Raw genomic sequence first — 1,193 nt, forward strand, 5'->3', positions numbered from 1 at the left:
GTCATGGCCAAGGAGAAGTTCGACCGTAGCAAGCCCCACGTGAACATCGGCACGATCGGACACGTGGACCACGGCAAGACGTCGCTGACCGCCGCCATCACCAAGGTGCTGGCGAAGACGGGCGGCGCCACGTTCATGGCGTACGACCAGATCGACAAGGCGCCGGAGGAGCGTGAGCGCGGCATCACCATCTCCACCGCGCACGTGGAGTACCAGACGAAGAACCGTCACTACGCGCACGTCGACTGCCCGGGCCACGCCGACTACGTGAAGAACATGATTACGGGCGCGGCGCAGATGGACGGCGCCATCCTGGTGGTGTCGGCGGCGGACGGCCCGATGCCCCAGACGCGCGAGCACATCCTGCTGGCCCGCCAGGTGGGCGTGCCCTACATCGTCGTCTTCCTGAACAAGGTGGACATGCTGGACGACCCCGAGCTGCGCGAGCTCGTGGAGATGGAGGTGCGCGACCTGCTGAAGAAGTACGAGTTCCCCGGCGACACCATTCCCATCGTCCCCGGCTCGGCGCTCAAGGCGCTGGAGGGTGACACCAGCGACATCGGCGAGCCTTCGATTCTCAAGCTGATGGAGGCGGTGGACAGCTACATCCCCACCCCGCAGCGTGCGACGGACAAGCCCTTCCTGATGCCGGTGGAGGACGTGTTCTCCATCGCCGGCCGCGGCACGGTGGCCACCGGCCGCGTGGAGCGCGGCAAGATCAAGGTGGGCGAGGAAGTCGAAATCGTCGGCATCCGCCCCACGCAGAAGACGGTCATCACCGGCGTGGAGATGTTCCGCAAGCTGCTGGACGAGGGCATGGCGGGCGACAACATCGGCGCGCTGCTGCGCGGCCTGAAGCGTGAGGACCTGGAGCGTGGCCAGGTGCTGGCCAAGCCGGGCAGCATCACCCCGCACACCAAGTTCAAGGCGCAGATCTACGTGCTGTCGAAGGAGGAGGGTGGCCGTCACACCCCGTTCTTCAAGGGCTACCGTCCGCAGTTCTACTTCCGCACCACGGACGTGACGGGGACGGTGAAGCTGCCGGACAACGTGGAGATGGTGATGCCGGGCGACAACATCGCCATCGAGGTGGAGCTCATCACCCCGGTGGCCATGGAGAAGGAGCTGCGCTTCGCCGTTCGCGAGGGCGGCCGCACGGTGGGCGCCGGCGTCGTGGCGGAGATCATCGAGTA

At 66.3% G+C, this 1,193-nt stretch carries 1 protein-coding gene; it reads left to right on the plus strand.

Annotated elements, in window-relative coordinates; translation table 11 throughout:
• Positions 1–3: 3 nt before the first annotated feature.
• The coding region (gene tuf, locus K8638_RS44200; RefSeq protein ID WP_223760814.1) for an elongation factor Tu at positions 4–1,193 on the plus strand (1,190 nt) is incomplete at its 3' end.

The sequence above is a fragment of the Myxococcus sp. RHSTA-1-4 genome (genome assembly GCF_020037125.1).
Classification (GTDB): Bacteria; Myxococcota; Myxococcia; order Myxococcales; family Myxococcaceae; genus Myxococcus.